The following is an 18,672-nucleotide window of genomic DNA, read 5'->3' as shown; positions in this document are numbered from 1 at the left end:
GGAACATCGTTATAAAGACTTGCTCTTTCGCTCAAGTCACAAGAAATATCATAACATATTGAACCGCCCACTGCAATAATTATTCAGATTGATTTTTAATTTCATCTAATAATTTTTGCATTTCTGGTGGAAGTTCTTTTTTCTCTAGCAAATCGGGGCGACGAGAATGTGTTCTTCGCAATGATTCTTTTTGACGCCATTCCTCAATTAAACGGTGATTACCAGATACGAGTACATCTGGCACCTTCATACCACGAAAGTCAGCCGGTCTAGTGTAGTGGGGATGTTCTAAAAGTCCTGTACTAAACGAGTCCTGAATATGAGATTCCTCACTTCCTAACACGCCAGGGAGAAGGCGAACCACACTATCAATGACCACCATTGCTCCCAACTCACCACCAGTCAGAACATAGTCCCCAATCGAAATTTCATCGGTGATTAAGTGCTGACGAATCCGCTCATCATATCCTTCATAATGGCCGCAAATAAAAATTAGATGTTCTTCCTTTGAAAGCTCCTCCGCCTTCTTTTGTGTATACCGTTCACCTTGAGGGCACATCAAGACTACTCTAGGTTGTTTAGTCTCCGCCTTTTGAACCAAGTCCTCTACTGCATCAAAGATGGGCTGCGGCTTTAATACCATGCCAGCTCCGCCCCCATAAGGGTAATCATCCACAGTCTGATGACGGTTGTCCGCATAATCACGGAAATTCACTACCTGATAGCTTACAGCCTGTTTTTCAGAAGCCTTTTTCAGAATCGAATGCCCAAGAACTCCGGTAAACATTTCTGGAAAGATAGAGAGAACATCAATCTTCATCATGACAAGAGCCCTTCCATCGGCTCGATTAAAATCACCTGATCCTTAATGTCCACTTTTTTGACTACGTCTTCAATGTAAGGAATTAGAACTTCTTTTCCGCGGCTACCTTTCACCACCCATACATCATTGGCACCAGGCGTCAAGATTTCAACAACCTTGCCAATTTCCTCTCCATGAATGGTAGCAACGAGGCATCCGATAATATCTTGAAAATAATATTCCCCTTCTTGTAAATCCCCTCTTTGACTTTGGGGAACCTTTATAATAGCATCCCGTAGGGCTTCTACTTGATTAACATTGTCATACCCTTCAAAAGTAAGTAAATCAAAATTTTTATGAGTTCGATGACTCGTCACAACAAGCTCCAATGGTTCTTTTGATCCAGGCTTGAAGAGGAAAAGGTGATTCCCTACCTTATATCTTTCCTCAGGAAAGTCTGTCCGAGAAATTACCCTTACTTCACCACGAATTCCATGTGTATTAACAATTTTTCCTACATTAAACCATTTTTCCATCATCCATCACCTCTCGCGTATTTCAACCACGATTCCGTCTTTCACCACAATCGTCTTTTCTGCAATAAAGTCATCCCAGCGGTCTCCTTCATTAACCTCGACAAGGGCCTCATGCTCAGACTCTTTTAATTCGCTTCCTATCGGTAGAATATGTAATTGCTCGATATGAAAATCAAGGAGTTTTATTTTTTCATTACGAACGGTAATTTCTTTCTCAAACTGTTTTTTTAGCATCTCTGGGGGGAACTTTTTCATTTTTTCCTGTTTTTTCATCTCGAATTTCAACTGGTCACTTTCTTTTTGCAGCTGGAATTTCTTTGTTTCATAGTTAGTAAGGAGTTTGTCCTTACTCGTCTCAGTTAAAACCTGTTTAACAACCACCGTCTGGATTAGCTTCACAGCGCTCCACCCTCTCGACTTCATCTATTTATTTGGCTCTTTTCTCATACTTTGTTGCTTTTGAAGACCAAAGACAGCTTCTCTGAGTTCATTTCTGACCAGCAGGGAAGCTTGAATTTTGAGAAAAGAGCTTGCTAACATATTAAAAACCTAATAACTAGCTGTTCTTACGCTAAAATCGGCTTTAGGATTTTAGCAACAATCTTTACGAGAACAACCATTTATTTATTTTTATTATATATGAATCAAGGTATTAAAGAGAAATTAGCATATCTGAGAAGCATGTACATCAATAAGAAAGAGGCTGACCAAAAGATCCTTTATGATCCTTTAATCAAGCCCCTCCTACCTTACTTATTCAACAATCTCTAAAAAGATCTTCTTTTGTTGTGATGATCCTGCTGCATAGACGACTGTTCTAATAGCCTTTGCAACACGCCCCTGTTTTCCTATCACTTTTCCCATATCCGTTTTATTGACAGATAGTTTATAGGTGATACGATTATCCTCTTCCTCAACGTTCACAAGAACGTCTTCAGGAAAATCAACTAGAGGCTTTACGATTGTTTCGATTAATTCTTTCATGATTACTTGCTTAATTTAGCATTATGGAATTTTTCCATGATGCCTTGGTTTGAGAACAGGTTACGAACTGTGTCAGATGGTTTTGCACCATCTTGAAGCCATTTAAGAACAAGCTCTTCGTTAATGTCAACCTTTGCCGGTTGAGTAACGGGATTGTAAGTTCCTACAACTTCAATATAACGTCCGTCACGAGGAGAACGAGAATCTGCTACAACAATACGATAGAAAGGAGACTTTTTAGCTCCCATACGCTTTAAACGAATTTTTACTGCCATTTTAAATAAGCACCTCCGAATAGTTTCACACAAGATAGAATGATAACAAATTGTTTTTTAGTTGTAAAGGTTTTTTTCTTTACAGGTTAATTTTGGTGACAAAGCCAATATTAGAACGGCTTAAAAGGAAGCTTGAAACCGCCTTTTTTCTTTCCTTTTTGTTGCATTCCAGTCATTTGCTTCATCATTTTTTTCATATCTTCAAATTGCTTAAGCAATCGGTTTACCTCAGGAACGGTTCGTCCACTCCCTTTGGCAATCCGTTTACGTCTGCTAGCATTAATGATTTCTGGATGCTCTTTTTCTTCCTTGGTCATCGATTGGATAATCGCCTCTACATGGGAGATTTGCTTCTCATCAACCTGTAGATTATCCAATCCCTTAATCTTATTGGCCCCAGGCATCATTTTTAACAGTTCATCTAGTGGGCCCATATTGCGGACCTGTCCTAGCTGCTCAAGGAAATCGTCCAATGTGAAGGATGCCGTACGCATTTTTTTCTCTAGCTCTTTGGCTTTTTCTTCATCGACGTTCGCTTGAGCCTTTTCAATCAATGTTAAGACATCGCCCATTCCAAGAATTCGGGATGCCATTCGTTCTGGGTGAAAGGTTTCCAACGCATCTAACTTTTCACCGAGACCAACGAATTTGATTGGGGTATTCGAGACAGCACGAATCGATAACGCTGCCCCTCCACGTGTATCGCCATCAAGCTTGGTTAGAACGACCCCAGTTAAACCAAGGAGCTCATTAAAGCTTTGAGCGACATTAACAGCGTCTTGACCTGTCATCGCATCAACCACAAGGAAAATCTCATTAGGGTTAGATATCTCTTTGATTTCTTTAAGCTCGTCCATCAGCTTTTCATCAATATGCAAACGACCTGCCGTATCAATTAAGACATAATCATGATGGTCTTCCTTTGCCTTCGCGATTGCTTGACGGGCAATTTCAACTGGACTCACCTGATCGCCAAGTGAGAAAACTGGCATACTCAATTGCTTACCGAGAGTCTCGAGTTGCTTAATTGCAGCAGGGCGATAAATATCAGCAGCTACTAGCATTGGTTTGCGGTTATACTTTTTCCGTAAAAGGTTAGCTAGCTTACCAGTAGTGGTTGTTTTACCAGCACCTTGAAGACCCACCATCATAATGACGGTTGGCGGGCGATTCGCAACCGCAATTTTACTTTCTTCTCCACCCATTAACTCTGTTAATTCTTCTTTAACGACCTTTATTACTTGTTGACCTGGAGTAAGGCTTTTCATGACCTCCTGGCCAATCGATCGTTCACTTACCTTTTTGACAAAGTCCTTTACTACTTTAAAGTTAACGTCTGCCTCAAGTAAAGCAAGACGGACCTCACGCATCATTTCTTTGACATCCGCTTCGGAAACCTTGCCTTTCCCACGGATTTTTTGCATCGTATTTTGCAGTCGGTCGGCTAATCCTTCAAATGCCATTTTGTGCCGCCTCCTAATCTAATTTCTCAATCGCTGCAACGTAATCAGAAAGAGTTTGAAGTTCTGGTTCTCCAGTCAAGCATTCTTTCATTCTGGTAATCAGAAGTTTGCGTTCCTGAAATTTTTCAAAAAGCAATAACTTTTCTTCATACTCTTCAAGCATTGCTTCCGTTCTTTTTATATTGTCATAGACCGCCTGGCGGCTGACATTATATTCCTCTGCAATTTCACCAAGAGAGTAATCATCTAGATAGTAGAGGGACATGTAGCTTTGCTGTTTGGGAGTTAATAAGGCTTGATAAAAGTCGTATAGATAATTCATGCGGGTTGTTTTTTCAAGCATTTTCATCCCCCCATAGGTGTTAAGTGAAAAGCCTTTACATAGGAATAGTTTACACAGTAAGACTCTCCATGTCAATAAGAGAAGGCCATGAACGTACAATGACCTTCTTTATTTATAAAATTCCTATTGAATCTCTTCTTTCTCTACTAAGTCTGCAAATAGTCCGTAGACATATTTCTCTGAGTCAAATTCTTGAAGGTCGTCCATTTTTTCTCCGAGACCGACAAATTTTACTGGGACATTCAGTTCATTCCGGATAGCTAGTACAATTCCACCCTTGGCGGTTCCATCTAGTTTTGTTAGAACAATCCCACTAACATCCGTGGCTTCTTTGAATGTTTTTGTTTGAATGAGTGCGTTTTGTCCTGTTGTGGCATCAAGCACAAGCAATACTTCATGAGGAGCTCCAGGAATTTCGCGTTCAATGACGCGTTTTACCTTTTCCAATTCTTTCATCAAGTTCACTTTATTTTGCAATCTGCCTGCTGTATCACATAATAAAATATCGACTCCTCGGGATTTTGCTGCGCGCACCGCATCATACATGACAGCAGCTGGGTCTGAGCCTTCTCCCTGCTTGATGACATCTACACCGACTCTTTCGCCCCAAACCTCTAGCTGATCGATTGCACCGGCACGGAACGTATCCCCAGCAGCTAGCAACACACTTTTCCCTTCTGTTTTAAATTTATGTGCAAGCTTGCCAATCGTCGTTGTTTTACCGACGCCATTGACGCCGACAAATAGAATGACAGTAAGACCCTCAGATTGGATATTCAATCCACTTTGTTCTTCTTTTCCTGCATTCTCATAAATCTCGACCAACTTTTCTGAAATAACTGATTGGACCTCCGCTGGGTCTTGGATATTTTTACGTTTCACTTCTAGTTTCAACTCTTCAATCAATTCCATTACCGTTTCGAAGCCAACATCAGCTCCAATCAGGATTTCTTCAAGTTCCTCAAAAAAGTCCTCGTCCACTTTACGATAGCGTGCAACTAAATCATTGACTTTACCTGAAAAGTTATCCCTTGTTTTCGTTAAACCATCTTTAAACTTTTCACTAACGGTTTCGGTCTGCTTTGTAATCTTTTCTTTTAATTTTTTAAAAAAGCTCACCGTTTTTGCCTCCTATTGCAATTTCACCAGATTATTTGTTTCCTCAAGCTTTACAGAAACAAGCTTAGATACTCCTGATTCTTGCATTGTGACCCCGTAGAGAACATCTGCTTCTTCCATCGTACCTTTGCGGTGCGTAATGACGATGAATTGAGTCTCAGAGCTATACTGTTTTAAATACTGACTAAAACGAATGACATTCGCTTCATCCAAAGCCGCTTCCACCTCATCCAGAATACAGAATGGAACTGGACGAACCTTCAAAATGGAAAACAGCAGGGCAATCGCTGTTAAAGAACGCTCTCCACCTGATAGCAACCCAAGATTTTGGAGTTTCTTCCCAGGCGGTTGCGCAAGAATGTCTACACCAGTAGCTAACAAATCCTCTGGGGAGGTTAGTCTGATATCCGCGCGTCCCCCCCCAAAAAGAGCTTGGAACGTCGGCTCAAAGTGGGAACGAATGGCGACAAACGTCTCTTCAAAGCGTTTCTTCATCTCAGTATCCATTTCACCGATAACCTGGAACAGTGTATCCTTTGCCTCCTGAAGGTCACTTCGTTGTTCATTCAAGAACTCATACCGCTCTGAAATTCGATCGTATTCATCTATTGCGCCAAGATTCACAGTTCCAAGTTCCTCAATAGCCAACTTGATTAATTTTACTTTTCTTCGTGCTTCCTCAGCGGGAATCTGTAAAGGGTACTGACTCTTTGCTGCTTCAAAGGATAAAAGATACTCCTCACGAAGATGAGCTAACCTAGTATCCAATTCGACATCCAATCGATTGAGCTTAATCTCTTCATCTTTTACGACTTCATTTATTCCTTTATGCTGCCGTTTTAATTCCTTCGTCTCCAACTCAAGGTCCTCAAGCTTGGCTTGTCTGTTGAGTCGTTCCTCACGTCGAGCAGAAATAAGCGCCAATGTGGCATTTTTATCTTCAAGCTTTTTACGTGAGGCTTCCTCAAGCTGGTTTTCACCCGAAGAGCTATCGGTCATCTCCGAGGACAGAAGAGCTAAATCCTCTTTCGTAGCAACTAAGCGACTTGAATGTTCGCGGATGTCCCTTACAGCACTTTCAAATCTTTCCTTCGCAAATTGCAGTTGTTCCTTTTTAGAAGCCAAAGCAACCTTTAATTCACCAATCTCTGAAACAAGCGTTTCCCTTGATGTCAGATTCAAATTTTTTCGATTCGTTAAATCAGCAATCTCTAAATCTAATTTCTCAAGATCCACTTTTAGTTGTTCATTCTGCTTCACAAGCTCGACTTCTCTGTTGGTTAACCTCACTCGTTCTTCGTTGAATTGGGATTGCTCTGAATCATAAACGGCAAGCCGTTCATTTATATTTCGTTCTTCAATCTCAATTTCACGAAGTTCACCTTTAATAGATTGTTCCTTTAAACGGAGCTCCTCGCCTCGCTTCCGTAAATCCTCAAGATTTTCAGTGCCCGACAGGAGCTCAGCCTTCATTGATTTAACACGAGACTCAAGCTGCTCCGTTTTTTTCTCCATTTCGGAAAGCTTTAGCTTTAACTCCTCTAGCTCACCTTTACGACTTAGAAGGGAAGAAGCATTCTTTTTCGCTGCCCCACCAGACATGGATCCCCCAGGATTCACCACGTCTCCATCAAGTGTGACAATTCTGCTTCGATATTGAAGGCTTCGCGCCAATTCATTTGCACCCTTTAAATCCTTAGCGATAACCACATTTCCAAGGAGATTATGAATAATATCTTTATATTTTTCATCGAATTCTAGTAGGCTAACGGCTGTTCCGACATATGAGCTATGTCCTTCAATCGCCTTTAGTAGTTGGATACCAATGCTTTTCCCTTTTATGACACTTAGGGGCAGGAAAGTAGCACGCCCGTAGGAATTTTTTTTCAAGAAATGGATTGCAGCTCGTCCATTTTCCTCATTGGACACAACAATATGCTGCATTGCGGCCCCCAAGGCAGTCTCCATTGCCATCTCATAGGTCTTAGGCACCCTAATCAGTTCCGCAACAGCACCTTCAATTCCTTGTAACTTAGTTCCCCGAGCTTTTAAAACTTCTTTCACTCCCTGGAAGAACCCGGTGTACTCATCTTCCATATCCTCAAGCATTTCTTTTTTTGACTTTGCCTGTTGAACATATTGGTAGGCTTGATACAGCGTTTTTTCCTGTTTTTCAACATTATTTCTTAGCGTTTCTAGCTTACGCTGTGCTTGTAAAAATTGCTGCACCTCAGTTTCCAGGGATTGTTTGATATTTTTTAGTTGCTCTTCTGCTGCAGCCTTCTTTTGTTTGACTTCTTTACGTAGTTGGAGAAAACGATCATTTTCTCCAAGCACCTTTGTACTTCTTACTGCTTGCTGAGATAATTGCTGTCCTATATAGTTCAGCTCATTTTTAGCACTAGCCTGTTGGTTTAACAATTCAATATAATCGCTTTTTAACGAGTCAATTTTACCCTCAATATCCTCATTATATAGATTCAGTTGCTGCTGACGTTCATTTAATCCGCTTTGAAGTTCTGCTGCCTCATCAGTTAGGTGAGCAACAGCTTGTTCCTGTGTCACTCTTGTTTCTTCGAGCTCCGCAATTCGTGCTGAGAGTTCCGAGATTGCTTTTTCCAGTTGACCTTGGTTTTGCGCAGCATTCTTTTTCCGTTCTTTTAATACTTCCTTACGACCTTCTAACTTTTCTAACTCTTCACTTGCATGAAGCAGGACATTTTGTAAGCTACTTATAGATTCATCTAATGCGGTCAATTCATCTCGTAGCATTTCGATGTCGGCTTCCTTTTTTTGAAGGGTTGCCGACATTTTTATTTCTTTTTCCTTATGAAGCTCTAAATCATTTGTAAGCTTTTCCCATCTTCCATGTAGTTCTTCAATTTCAAAAGCGGTTAAAGCCACCTCGATTTTTTCTAATTCTCCCTTTTTCTCAAGAAAATCTCGTGCCATTGAAGCTTGGATTTTTAATGGTTCAACCTGCCCTTCTAGCTCATAGAGAATGTCAGCAACACGGTTCAGGTTTTCCTGTGTTTCAAATAGCTTTGCTTCTGCTTTTTTCTTCCTGTTTTTGTACTTTAAAACACCTGCTGCTTCCTCAAAGATTGTTCTTCTATCTTCAGGCTTGCTGTTCAAAATCTCCTCAACTTTCCCTTGAGAAATAATTGAAAAAGCTTCTCTTCCAAGACCTGAATCCATAAATAAATCAACAATATCCTTTAGCCTACAATTTTGCTTATTGATTAAAAACTCACTTTCACCTGAGCGGTAAACTCGTCTTGTGACACTGACCTCACTATAGTCTATTGGTAAGGACTGATCTTCATTGTCTAGGGTGAGTGTAACTTCAGCGAAGTTTAAGGCTTTTCTTGTATCACTGCCAGCAAAAATAATATCCTCCATCTTTGCACCACGTAGTGATTTTGCTGATTGTTCTCCCAGTACCCAGCGAATGGCGTCTGTAATATTGCTTTTCCCACTACCGTTCGGACCCACAACGGCTGTCACCCCGGGAACGAATTCAACGCCAATTCGCTCTGCAAAGGACTTGAAGCCCACCACATCTAAACGTTTTAGAAACACTACCAAGCTCTCCCTTTCGGTTATTCTTTACTCATGATGTCATTTTGCTTCGAGATAGCTTCCATATGTGCTTTTAATTTTCCAAGAGCCATTTGGGCTGCGTGCTGTTCTGCTTCCTTTTTGGAACGGCCTTTGCCAGTTCCAAGACTCTCCCCGTTAAGGGAAACAAGAGACTCAAATTCACGATTATGCGCTGGACCTGTTTCTAATAAAATCTTGTACTCAATCGTTCCTGCAGCATCCCTTTGAACGAGTTCTTGGAGCTGACTTTTAAAATCCATCACATGAGAAAAAGCACCTGCATCAATTTTCGGAAATACCACTTTCTCTAAAAAAGTAGTGACTGTTTCGATTCCCTTGTCAAGGTATAAGGCACCAATGAAGGCTTCGAATACATCAGCCAGTAGCGCCGGCCTTGTACGTCCACCGGTCATTTCCTCCCCTTTACCGAGAAGTACCACTTCACCAAAATTCAGCTGATTGGCAAATTCCACTAGAGAAGGCTCGCAAACAACAGCCGCTCTAAGCTTTGTTAACTCGCCCTCGCTCATCATTGGATATTTCTTATACAAAAACTGAGAAACAGTCAATTCAAGAACAGCATCTCCTAGAAACTCAAGCCTTTCATTATCTTCATAGGGCTTTCTGCGATGCTCATTCACATAAGATGAATGGGTGAATGCTTGCTTTAAAAGCTTTTCGTTTTGAAATTGTATTCCAATTACCGCTTGAAACTCTTTGAATTTTTGATCCTTAGCCCGAAAATATCTTTTATCCTTTTCTCTACCGGTATGGCGCATTTTCTAATTCCACCTTGCTCAAAATTTACACACTAGTTCTAGTTTACAAAAAAGAACCCATTAAAGGCAAAAAAACCTTGAATTTTTTTCTAAAAAATAGCTTTGCTAATCTAGGCTGTTGATTTCCGCTTCAATCAACGTTGTGAAAATCAACATTGTACTTTAACAAAGCCCCCCAAAAAAACAAATTAAGCCCCCACAGGGTGTCTACTATATAGAAGAAAGCCCCGTTAAAAAACGGAGCTTTAGAGCAAATCCAACAGTTTATTTTTTGCTATTTATGTAATTTACAGCGTCACCAACTGTAGCGATTTTCTCAGCATCATCATCAGAGATTTCCATGTCGAACTCATCTTCAAGTTCCATTACTAGTTCAACTACATCAAGAGAATCAGCACCAAGATCATCTTTAAAAGATGCCTCTAGTGAAACTTGAGCTTCATCTACACCTAAACGATCAACAATAATCTTTGTTACGCGTTCTAAAACTTCTGCCATGCTTGTCACCTCCCCTCAAGTCATTATAGATGATAGCATATGATAAATAAAGGGTATATCATATTTTACAAAATTAGCTTCAACGCTTCCGCTTTTTACGAATCCAGCTCCAGCGCCTAGCCCCTCGGGTCATAAGCTTGTCTAGTTGCGGCTCCTAGGGACTCGAGTCATAAGCCACTCCCTTTCAGAAGGTAAAGTACACCTTCTTACAGGGCGCGTCTTATGCTTGTCGTCCCTGTACAGTCGCCTCCACTTTTCGAACAATCATCGATAGAAGTTAAAGAACAACTTCTTTCGATGCTCGTCTTATACCTGTCGGGGCTGACCAAGGCGCTTCCGCTTTTTACATTACCATACCGCCATCCACATGGAGGGTCTGCCCCGTCATGTAACGACTATCATCAGAAGCAAGGAATAGTACCGTTTTCGCAATATCAGTTGGCTCTCCTAGACGGGCCAATGGAATTTGCTTTAACATTTCATTCTTTGTTTCATCATTTAGTTTGTCCGTCATGTCTGTGGTAATAAAGCCCGGAGCGATAGCATTAACCGTAATTCCTCTTGTCGCAAGCTCTTTTGCCGTGGTCTTCGTCAAACCAATGACACCGGATTTAGCCGCAACATAATTAGCTTGTCCAGCATTTCCGCTTACACCAACAATCGATGAAATATTGATGATTCGACCTCTCCGCTGTTTCATCATCTGCCTCGTGACCGCTTTTGTACAAAGGAATACACCTTTTAGGTTAATGTTAATTACATCATCCCAATCTGCTTCCTTCATTCGCATCAATAAATTATCCTTCGTGATGCCGGCATTATTCACAAGAATATCTAGTTTTCCAAAAGCTTCAATCGTTTGTTTAACCATGGATTCTACTGATTCTGAGCTAGAAACATCAGCCTGAATGGTGATGGCCTCTCTCCCCATAGTTCTAATTTCTTCTGCGACCTCTAAGGCCTTTGCTTCACTTCCAGCATAATTAATTGCGACATTTGCACCTTCTCTAGCCAATTCAAGAGCAATTTCTCTGCCGATGCCACGGGATGCACCTGTAACAAGTGCCACTTTTCCTTCTAATTTCATGTTAATTTCACTCCTTTAAGGCGGAAATTGCTGCCTCACAGCTTTCTAAATCATATACAGCATAGGTTTTAACAGAACGATCAATTTTTTTGACTAACCCAGCTAATACCTTGCCTGGACCGATTTCAATAAAAGTATCGACCCCGAGTTCGAGCATTTTGCCAACTGTATCTTCCCATAGAACTGGTGAATACAGCTGTTCAATTAATTTCTCTTTGATTTCCTCAGCTTTCTGCATTGGCTCCGCTGTTACATTCGCAATCACTGGGATTTGTGCAGAATTGATTTCGATACTGTTTAGAATTCCCTTAAATTCGACCGCTGCCGGTTTCATCAGTTCCGAATGGAAAGGACCACTAACATTCAGTGGAAGAACACGCTTTGCCCCTGCTTCCTTTGCCTTAACTGAAGCCTCTTCGACCCCTTTTTTAGAACCTGAGATGACAATTTGACCAGGACAATTTAAATTTGCCAACTGAACTGGATGTCCAGCTGCTGTTACAGTCTCACATACAGCATTTAAAGGATCACGACCCAAACCAAGCACGGCCGCCATTGTCCCTTCCCCATTTGGTACAGCCTTTTCCATTAATTCGCCCCGTTTACGGACCGCATACACCCCATCTTCAAAACGTAGGGCACCAGCCGCAACAAGTGCCGAATATTCTCCCAAACTATGACCCGCTACAAAATCAGGCTCAATTCCTGATTGCTTGAAATAATCGAGAATCGCGATGCTGGTTGTAAGTAGGGCCGGCTGAGCATTAACCGTTAAGGTCAATTTTTCTTGTGGACCTTCAAAAATCGTTGCACTTAAGCTTTCTTCTAGAACTTGATCTGCTTTATTAAAAAAACCTTTAACTTGTTCACTAGTCTCTGCTAGTTCTTTTCCCATGCCAACCTGTTGTGAACCTTGTCCTGGAAACAGAAATGCAATCTTGCCCATATTCATCCCCCTTTAGTATTATTTCTGGGTTTGTGAATCATACTGTTCAATCGCCTTTTTTATTGTGCCAGCGACATCATTTGCCACCATTTCTCTACCTTGACGAATCGAATTGTAGATGGCATTGGCATCTGAAGACCCATGCGCCTTAATTACAGGGGCCTTAAGCCCAAACAATCCTGCACCACCGTACTCGGTGTAATCCATTTTCCCCTTTATGGTCGCTAAGTCAGGCTTAAGGACGGCTGCTGCAAGCTTCGTTTTAACGCTAGACATCAATGTTTGCTTTAGCATTTTGAAAACTGACATTGCCGTACCTTCAATCGTTTTCAAGACCATGTTCCCGGTAAATCCATCTGTCACAACCACATCGGCAACTCCGTTTAGTAAATCCCTTGCCTCTACATTGCCGATAAAATTAATATCGGCTTCCTTCAGGAGTGAGTAGGTGTTTTTAGTTAGTTCATTCCCTTTTTTCTCTTCAGTCCCTATATTGAGCAAACCAACCCTAGGATTCTTTAATCCTCTAGCTTTTTCACTATAGATAGAGCCCATGAGTGCATATTGCAATAAATGTTCTGGTTTGGCATCGGCGTTCGCTCCTACATCCAACAAGAGAAACCCTTCGCCCCCTATTGTCGGGAGGGTTGGAGCAAGCGCAGGACGTTCAATCCCTTCAATTCGTCCAACCACAAATAGTCCTGCCGCCATTAAAGCTCCTGTATTCCCGGCAGAAAGACAAGCATCTGCATTTCCTTCCGTCACTTGTCTTGCTGCTAAAACCATTGAAGCATCCTTTTTACGACGGACAGCCCGGACCGGTTCATCTGTACCAAGAATGACCTCTTCTGTATGAATGATTTCGATTCTTTCCTCGTTTGAGAGATGTTCGCGAATCTTGCTTTCATCTCCAACAAGAACAATATGTATATCTTTATAGGCTTCTACAGCCTTCATAGCTCCAAGGACGATTTCTTTTGGGGCATTATCGCCACCCATTGCATCGATTGCTAGTCTCATATGTTTCATCCTTTAGTATTTTTTTGCGAGCGGTACATTTTAAATTCACCGTTGAAAACAAGCTCATTATTCACATAGCTCCTTACTTCTACAACGGTTCTACCTGTTTGTTCATCAATATTGATTACCCGAGCTTTTGCGATAACCCTCTCCCCCTCCATTACTGAACGGGTGAACTGAATATTTGCTTTTGCAGTTAGCGCCAACTCATCATTTATGACAGCAACCGCTAGGGAATTCGCCTGCGCAAATAAATGGTGTCCGCGGGCAATCTTGTTTCTTATAAAAACATGCTCTTGCTTTATATCTAAAATCGAAATAGCACTTTGATCTAATTCAATATCAATGATTTCGCCAATTACCTCTTCAAGTGGCAAGGAGCGAACTTCATCTTCAAAACGCTTTTCGGCAACATGCTTTATTCTTTCTCGTAACTCAGGAATAGAGAGTTCTAGTCTGTCGAGCCTAATGGTTTGAATACTGACAGAAAAACGTTCAGCCAGTTCTTCATCTGTTATGAACGGATTCTCCGCAATCGTCTCAACGAGCATCTGCTGCCGTTCCCGTTTATTTCGTTTCATCAATCATCACATCCGCAGTATTATGACTAGGTCCTAATAGTAATATAAATAAAAGAAACACAAATTGCAAGTAGAAAAAGTGGAAGCGCCTCGTTCATCCCCACCCATTAGTCTAGACGAGTACCGAAAGAAGTTGCTTTTAGATATTTCTTTCAGTAGGCGCTTATTATTCCTTTATAAAAACGAACGAGAGATCCAGGGTTCATCCACCTTATGAAGCGGGTTCATCCGCCCTATGAAGCGGGTTTCTCTCTCTTTTCCAGCTCGATTTCGGGTTCATCCGCCCTATGAAGCGGGTTTCTCTCTCTTTTCCAGCTCGATTTCGGGTTCATCCACCTTATGAAGCGAGTTTCTCTCTCTTTTCCAGCTCGATTTCGGGTTCATCCGCCCTATGAAGCGGGTTTCTCTCTCTTTTCCAGCTCGATTTCGGGTTCATCCGCCCTATGAAGCGGGTTTCTCTCTCTTTTCCAGCTCGATTTAGGGTTCATCCGCCCTATGAATCTGGTTTCTCTCTCTTTTCAGCTCGATTTCGGGTTCATCCGCCCTATGAAGCGCGTTTCTCTCTATTTTTCAGCCCGATTTCGGGTTCATCCACCTTATGAAGCGGGTTTCAGAACAATTTCCTGGCCGATTTCGGGTTCATTTCTATCTTTCAGTACTTTTATCAGTCAAGTTTTTCTCCAGTTAGAACACCACTGTCTTTTAAAGACTCCCTCAAGCTCAGATATTTATCAGACTTCCAAAAAACATCAGACTGAACTAAGATAGCAGCATCATTTCTAGCAGTTTCAAGAGCCCGATAGTCATGAACCATATCTGCCACCTTAAACTCTGGCATTCCACTTTGCTTCCTGCCAAAGAAATCTCCTGGACCTCTAAGCTCCAAATCCTTTTCACTTAAGGCAAAGCCGTCGTTTGTCTCTGTCATAATTTTCATCCGTTCCTTGCCTACTTCATTTTTAGGATTAGCAAGCAATATACAGTAACTTTGCTCACTGCCCCTCCCAACACGTCCACGAAGCTGATGGAGCTGGGAGAGACCAAAGCGCTCTGCGTCATAAATCAACATAAAAGTCGCATTTGGAACATTCACACCTACTTCAACCACCGTTGTTGACACTAGCACTTGAGCCTCGTTCGCAGTAAATTCTTGCATAACCGCATCCTTTTCTGCGGAACTCAGCCTTCCATGCATTAACCCAACTTTATACCTGTTCCCAAAATAAACACTTAAAGTATGATAAACATCAATAGCATTTTGCACATCGATTTTGTCAGATTCCTCAATCAGCGGGCAAATAACATAGGCTTGTCTTCCCTGAGCTAACTCTTTTTCCATAAAGCCAAGTACACGATCGAGCATATCATGTTTAGCCCAATAGGTTTCAATTGTTTTCCGCCCAGCTGGCATCTCATCAATGACCGACACATCCATCTCACCAAAAACAGTAATGGCAAGTGTTCTTGGTATCGGCGTTGCCGTCATAAATAAAACATCTGGATTCTCACCCTTTTCCCTAAGAACCCTTCGCTGCTCAACGCCAAAGCGATGTTGTTCATCTGTAATGACAAGCCCTAGCCGGTGAAAACTCACTTCGTCCTGTATCAGTGCATGTGTGCCGATAAGGACATCCACCGTTCCTTCCCCTACTTCCGCTAAAACCTCTCGGCGCCGTTTTCCTTTAACCGAGCTTGTTAAAAGTCGGCATTGAACACCAAGAGGAGTAAGCAAAGCTGTCAATGATTCGGCATGCTGTTCTGCAAGAATTTCCGTTGGGACCATCAAAGCACCTTGGTATCCTGCCGTAATCGCTGCATACAAAGCGATGGCCGCAACCACTGTTTTTCCAGACCCAACGTCTCCCTGAAGTAAACGATTCATCCGATAGGGTGTTTTCATATCTGCTAGAATCTCATTGACCACTCTTTTTTGCGCATTTGTTAACGGAAATGGAAGGTCCTCAATAAACGTCTTTACTTTTGATAGATGATAGTTTAGAGCAATCCCTAGGGATTGTTCACGTTCAAACTTCCTCAATGCCTGCATTTTCAACTGAAATAAGAGGAATTCTTCGTAAACAAACCTTCTTCTAGCTTGTTTGACATCGTCAGCCCCTAAAGGAAAGTGCATTACCTTTAAGGCTTCGCCTCTCCCCATCAGCTTATAACGCTGTAATAGTTCCTCTGGAAGGTTCTCTTCGATTTCATGTCCAAACTGAACAAAAGCATTGTGAATGAGCCTACGTATGACTTTTACCGTTACTTTCCCCTTTACCGCATATACAGGTTCAAACTCTTTCTCTTTTTGATAGCCACCTGCTGTCATTTCATTAGCCGTTATCGTTTGTCGGTGCTGATCCCATTTACCCGTTACAGTCACCGTTTCATTCACCTTGAATTTCTGTTTCAAATATGGTTGATTAAAAAACACCACTTTGATTAAGTAACGATCCACAAGCAGCCGAACCGTGAGGCGCGACTTTTTTCGCCCATGATACATAAGGGAAGGCTCCCCATGAACCACCCCTTCGACCGTAACCTTTTCTTCATGTTTTACCTCTGCTAAATCCCGGAGTCGATAATCTTCATAGCGGTAAGGAAAATGTTCTAGCAAATCTTTAATCGTTAGGATATTCATCTCCGCTAGTGAATTACCCATTTCTGCGCCTATGCCTTTGACAGATGTTACAGATTGGTTACCTAAATCACTCACGATATTTTTGCGACAACCGACTTTTCTAATGCAGCTCCTTTGCTGTCGGGATGCCACAGCCCTCCTTGCCGATTCTCCAATTTTGGATTGATATAGCTCCATACCTATCCCTAATAAACTTATCGTAGGGCGGAGAGCGAAGGACACTAGCCGCTAGGTGCTGGAGCTAGACAATTCTCAAAATAAAAACTTATATACTTTCTTTTCTTAAAACAAGAAAAAGAAGGGGGTCCCCCTTCTATTTTTCATTTATTCAATTGCAAAGATAAATGGATATAGCGGTTGACCACCATCATGAATCTCTACTTCAACATCTTCATATTGCTTTTCAAGGAATTCAACTAGGATATCAAGGTCATCCTGCGTCGCATCTTCCCCTTTGAGAATGGTGAGAATTTCCGAATCCTCATCAAGGATATTTTCCAATAATGCGGTTGCCGCTTTCACTTTATCTTTATCCTTTAAGACAATTTTCCCTTCAGCTATGCCCATAAAGTCGCCTTTTTCAATCTCAAGACCATCAATGCTCGTATCACGAACAGCATAGGTTAATTGCCCCGTTTTTACATGTTGCATCGCATCCGTCATAACATCTTGGTTATTCAGTAAATCTGCTGATGGATTAAATGCTAATAGCGCAGACATCCCTTGTGGAACCGTCTTAGAAGGGATAACCACAACTTCTTCTTCAGCCAATTCAGCTGCTTGTTCAGCTGCCATAATGATATTTTTATTGTTAGGCAAGATAATAACTTTCTTCGCATTTGTGTCTTTTACAGCTTTAACGATATCTTCGGTGCTTGGATTCATCGTTTGGCCGCCTTCAATTACCACACTAGCTCCGATGCTCTTGAACAGATTCCCAATACCAGCTCCCATGGAGACCGTAACAACCCCATACTCTTTCTTCTCTTTGGATACAGGTTTAGAAGTCTGTGCAGGCTCCCCAACAATGTCTGTATGCTGTTGACGCATATTTTCGATTTTCATGGAGATAAGACTTCCATAGGTCTGTCCATAGGTTAATACTTCACCCGGACGCTCCGTATGCACATGGATTTTGGCAACTTGATCATCAGAAATAACGAGAAGAGAATCTCCATATTCACTTAAGTCCTGACGGAAATCATCCTCGGAAAATGATCGTTTCCCCTCAAGCTTAACCATGAATTCAGTACAATAGCCAAATTCAATATCCTCTGTATTGATATGTCCTTGGACACTTTTATGATGTTCTGCATTTACCATATCATCCATTGTTTCGATTACAGAAGGTCCTTCTGGAAGCTCTTCACCTTTAAGAACAGCCAAGAATCCTTCATAAACAATAACAAGTCCCTGTCCGCCACTATCAACAACCCCTACTTCCTTTAAAACCGGAAGCAAATCAGGAGTTCTGTTTAAAGATGCACGTGCCTCTTTCAAGACTTCCTCCATCAAGATGACTAAATCATCTTGATTCTTGGCAACTTGAACCCCTTTTCTAGCCGCATCTTTTGCAACTGTTAGGATTGTCCCTTCAACAGGTTTCATAACGGCTTTATAAGCAGTTGTTACTCCAGCTTCAAGAGCTTGGGCAAATTCCTTAGCAGTTATATTCCTTTTTTGTTCGATGGCTTTCGAAAAACCACGGAATAGCTGGGATAAAATAACCCCTGAATTTCCTCTTGCCCCCATTAAAAGGCCTCTTGAGAGGGAGGAACCTACCTTACCGATATGTTCCTGGACATTATTTTTAACTTCCTTGGCACCGGATGTCATTGATAAATTCATGTTTGTACCGGTATCGCCATCAGGAACAGGGAAAACATTTAACGCATCCACCATTTTAGCATTGGCTGATAGGTGATTCGCTCCTTGAATGACCATTTCTGCGAAGCGTTTTCCATCTAGAGCTTTAATTGACACAAATCTTTCCTCCTC

General features: G+C 41.6%; 17 protein-coding genes. All 17 read right to left on the bottom strand.

The window, feature by feature from the left end; all coding sequences use genetic code 11:
• Positions 1 to 79 precede the first annotated feature (79 nt).
• The 17 genes from trmD to LG336_RS05010 all read right to left on the bottom strand — a co-directional run bounded on the left by trmD (position 80) and on the right by LG336_RS05010 (position 18,657).
• Positions 80 to 820: a tRNA (guanosine(37)-N1)-methyltransferase TrmD gene (gene trmD / locus LG336_RS05090; RefSeq protein ID WP_404333100.1), complete on the bottom strand. Its 741-nt coding sequence runs from the start codon at positions 818 to 820 to the stop codon at positions 80 to 82.
• Positions 820 to 1,338, bottom strand: coding sequence for a ribosome maturation factor RimM (gene rimM, locus LG336_RS05085; RefSeq protein ID WP_404333099.1), 519 nt, complete (start codon positions 1,336 to 1,338; stop codon positions 820 to 822). Before rimM ends, trmD begins: the two co-directional genes overlap by 1 nt.
• A 6-nt stretch (positions 1,339 to 1,344) precedes the next feature.
• On the bottom strand, positions 1,345 to 1,737 hold the full coding sequence (locus LG336_RS05080; RefSeq protein ID WP_404331482.1) for a YlqD family protein: 393 nt from the start codon (positions 1,735 to 1,737) through the stop codon (positions 1,345 to 1,347).
• Positions 1,738 to 2,091: 354 nt separating this feature from the next.
• Positions 2,092 to 2,322 carry a KH domain-containing protein gene (locus LG336_RS05075; RefSeq protein ID WP_404331481.1) on the bottom strand — a complete coding sequence of 77 codons (231 nt, stop codon included), beginning with the start codon at positions 2,320 to 2,322 and terminating at the stop codon, positions 2,092 to 2,094.
• Between the two features lie 2 nt (positions 2,323 to 2,324).
• Positions 2,325 to 2,597 carry a 30S ribosomal protein S16 gene (gene rpsP, locus LG336_RS05070; protein WP_404331480.1) on the bottom strand — a complete coding sequence of 91 codons (273 nt, stop codon included), beginning with the start codon at positions 2,595 to 2,597 and terminating at the stop codon, positions 2,325 to 2,327.
• A 110-nt stretch (positions 2,598 to 2,707) separates the two neighbouring features.
• Positions 2,708 to 4,060: a signal recognition particle protein gene (gene ffh, locus LG336_RS05065; RefSeq protein WP_404331479.1), complete on the bottom strand. Its 1,353-nt coding sequence runs from the start codon at positions 4,058 to 4,060 to the stop codon at positions 2,708 to 2,710.
• A gap of 13 nt (positions 4,061 to 4,073) precedes the next feature.
• Positions 4,074 to 4,403 carry a putative DNA-binding protein gene (locus LG336_RS05060; RefSeq protein WP_404331478.1) on the bottom strand — a complete coding sequence of 110 codons (330 nt, stop codon included), beginning with the start codon at positions 4,401 to 4,403 and terminating at the stop codon, positions 4,074 to 4,076.
• A gap of 123 nt (positions 4,404 to 4,526) precedes the next feature.
• Positions 4,527 to 5,522: a signal recognition particle-docking protein FtsY gene (ftsY, locus tag LG336_RS05055; RefSeq protein ID WP_404331477.1), complete on the bottom strand. Its 996-nt coding sequence runs from the start codon at positions 5,520 to 5,522 to the stop codon at positions 4,527 to 4,529.
• A 12-nt stretch (positions 5,523 to 5,534) separates the two neighbouring features.
• Entirely contained in the window at positions 5,535 to 9,104 is a 3,570-nt protein-coding gene (smc, locus tag LG336_RS05050; protein WP_404331476.1) for a chromosome segregation protein SMC, read from the bottom strand.
• A gap of 20 nt (positions 9,105 to 9,124) precedes the next feature.
• Entirely contained in the window at positions 9,125 to 9,904 is a 780-nt protein-coding gene (gene rnc / locus LG336_RS05045; protein WP_404331475.1) for a ribonuclease III, read from the bottom strand.
• A gap of 264 nt (positions 9,905 to 10,168) precedes the next feature.
• Positions 10,169 to 10,402 (bottom strand): acyl carrier protein, encoded by a 234-nt coding sequence (gene acpP / locus LG336_RS05040; protein ID WP_221873837.1) that lies wholly within the window; start codon positions 10,400 to 10,402, stop codon positions 10,169 to 10,171.
• 343 nt (positions 10,403 to 10,745) lie between these two features.
• Positions 10,746 to 11,489, bottom strand: a complete 744-nt coding sequence (gene fabG, locus LG336_RS05035) for a 3-oxoacyl-[acyl-carrier-protein] reductase (RefSeq protein WP_404331474.1) — start codon at positions 11,487 to 11,489, stop codon at positions 10,746 to 10,748.
• Positions 11,490 to 11,496: 7 nt separating this feature from the next.
• Complete coding sequence (gene fabD, locus LG336_RS05030) at positions 11,497 to 12,435, bottom strand: ACP S-malonyltransferase (protein ID WP_404331473.1); 939 nt, start codon at positions 12,433 to 12,435, stop codon at positions 11,497 to 11,499.
• Between the two features lie 18 nt (positions 12,436 to 12,453).
• Positions 12,454 to 13,455: a phosphate acyltransferase PlsX gene (gene plsX, locus LG336_RS05025; RefSeq protein ID WP_404331472.1), complete on the bottom strand. Its 1,002-nt coding sequence runs from the start codon at positions 13,453 to 13,455 to the stop codon at positions 12,454 to 12,456.
• Between the two features lie 5 nt (positions 13,456 to 13,460).
• Entirely contained in the window at positions 13,461 to 14,036 is a 576-nt protein-coding gene (gene fapR / locus LG336_RS05020; protein ID WP_404331471.1) for a transcription factor FapR, read from the bottom strand.
• 664 nt (positions 14,037 to 14,700) lie between these two features.
• A complete protein-coding gene (gene recG, locus LG336_RS05015) occupies positions 14,701 to 16,749 on the bottom strand; it encodes an ATP-dependent DNA helicase RecG (protein ID WP_404333098.1) in 2,049 nt (682 codons plus the stop codon).
• Between the two features lie 249 nt (positions 16,750 to 16,998).
• Positions 16,999 to 18,657, bottom strand: coding sequence for a DAK2 domain-containing protein (locus LG336_RS05010; protein ID WP_404331470.1), 1,659 nt, complete (start codon positions 18,655 to 18,657; stop codon positions 16,999 to 17,001).
• Between the last annotated feature and the right edge of the window lie 15 nt (positions 18,658 to 18,672).

Source organism: Mesobacillus maritimus, from assembly GCF_044803185.1.
Lineage (GTDB): Bacteria > Bacillota > Bacilli > Bacillales > Cytobacillaceae > Mesobacillus_B > Mesobacillus_B maritimus_B.
This window is presented reverse-complemented; position numbering and strand designations above follow the sequence as displayed.

Excerpts from the sequence above, each read along its gene's own strand:
- rpsP (WP_404331480.1), bottom strand. The coding sequence starts at position 2,597 with ATGGCAGTAAAAATTCGTTTAAAGCGTATGGGAGCTAAAAAGTCTCCT.
- fabD (WP_404331473.1), bottom strand. The coding sequence starts at position 12,435 with ATGGGCAAGATTGCATTTCTGTTTCCAGGACAAGGTTCACAACAGGTT.
- ffh (WP_404331479.1), bottom strand. The coding sequence starts at position 4,060 with ATGGCATTTGAAGGATTAGCCGACCGACTGCAAAATACGATGCAAAAA.
- trmD (WP_404333100.1), bottom strand. The coding sequence starts at position 820 with ATGAAGATTGATGTTCTCTCTATCTTTCCAGAAATGTTTACCGGAGTT.
- acpP (WP_221873837.1), bottom strand. The coding sequence starts at position 10,402 with ATGGCAGAAGTTTTAGAACGCGTAACAAAGATTATTGTTGATCGTTTA.
- fabG (WP_404331474.1), bottom strand. The coding sequence starts at position 11,489 with ATGAAATTAGAAGGAAAAGTGGCACTTGTTACAGGTGCATCCCGTGGC.
- plsX (WP_404331472.1), bottom strand. The coding sequence starts at position 13,455 with ATGAGACTAGCAATCGATGCAATGGGTGGCGATAATGCCCCAAAAGAA.
- fapR (WP_404331471.1), bottom strand. The coding sequence starts at position 14,036 with ATGAAACGAAATAAACGGGAACGGCAGCAGATGCTCGTTGAGACGATT.
- rimM (WP_404333099.1), bottom strand. The coding sequence starts at position 1,338 with ATGGAAAAATGGTTTAATGTAGGAAAAATTGTTAATACACATGGAATT.
- LG336_RS05060 (WP_404331478.1), bottom strand. The coding sequence starts at position 4,403 with ATGCTTGAAAAAACAACCCGCATGAATTATCTATACGACTTTTATCAA.
- LG336_RS05075 (WP_404331481.1), bottom strand. The coding sequence starts at position 2,322 with ATGAAAGAATTAATCGAAACAATCGTAAAGCCTCTAGTTGATTTTCCT.
- rnc (WP_404331475.1), bottom strand. The coding sequence starts at position 9,904 with ATGCGCCATACCGGTAGAGAAAAGGATAAAAGATATTTTCGGGCTAAG.